1 protein-coding gene is annotated in these 1,095 nt (G+C 45.8%); it reads right to left on the bottom strand.

The window, feature by feature from the left end; all coding sequences use genetic code 11:
- Positions 1-1,095, bottom strand: a 1,095-nt coding sequence (locus GMD4S_RS13565; protein ID WP_000294374.1) for a glycosyl hydrolase family 95 catalytic domain-containing protein, incomplete at both ends; no start/stop codon positions are given.

Here is a 1,095-nt window from a genome sequence, read left to right as displayed (position 1 = left end):
TCAAGGTAGCACGCGCAGCCTCTAGGTATTCAGCCTGGTCCTTGCTAAAGAGCGTACCTGGGAAGAGACCAACTAGATGGGAAACGTGACGGTGGTGATTTTCAATCCCTTCATTTGTGAATTGAGGATTGTCCTCCTCGTACCATTCCTTGATGCGTCCCTCTTTGTTGATGTGAAGCGGTTTGAGTTTGTCAAATTTAGCCTTGACCTCTGTGACTAAGTCTTGGTCGACATTCAGATGGTTGGCGACTTCCATGTAGTCGTGGAATAACTGCCAGACTAGCGATTGGTCAAAGGTATTTCCGATGGTAATGGTCCCGTGTTCAGGTGAGTAGGATGGAGAAGACACCCAACGGTCACTGGCCTTGTCATAGTGCAAGAAGGAGTTCCAGAACTTGGCAGTCTCCTTGAGCATTGGGTAAATCTTTTCTTTGAGATAAGTCTCATCCTTGGTGAATTTGTAGTAATCATAGACGTTTTGCATCATCCAAGCGTTAGCTGCTGGAGACCAACCCCAATAGTAATTCCAACCAGGAGTAGTCCAGCCAAATGGTGTTGCCTGGGTGTGGACCAGCCAACCATTTTCTTGTCCGTCTTTGGATTCGATGCCAGCGTATTCCTTGGCAGCGATACGACCATAGTAGCGCATGTCGTCAATGTAATTGATCATTGGCTTGGCTGTTTCAGCAAGGTTGCTCATGTAGGCTGGCCAATAGTTCATTTGCAAATTGACATTGAGGTGGTAGTCGGCGTTCCAAGGTGGATTGTCTACAGCATTCCAGACTCCTTGTAGGTTGGCAGGAAGAGCATCTGTCCGATCACGAGACGAACTGATGAGTAAATAACGTCCGTATTGGAAGAAGAGTTCTTCCAATTTTTGCCCTTTTTCTGGGTTATAGCCTTGAAGGGCCTCTTTAGTCGTTTGAGCAGTCTTGTTTCCGCCTAGATTTAGTTTAACGCGGTTAAAGAGTCTTTGATAGTCCTTGATATGGGCCTTTTTAAGTGTTTCGTAGTCTTTGGCCTTAGCTGCTTCGACAATCCCTTTAACTGTTTTTTCGAGGTCAATGTCTTTTCGATAGTTGGTTTTTGGATTCT

Source organism: Streptococcus sp. GMD4S, assembly GCF_000296955.1.
The sequence above is the reverse complement of the archived record's forward strand: the minus strand, read 5'-3'. Positions and strand labels throughout refer to the sequence as shown.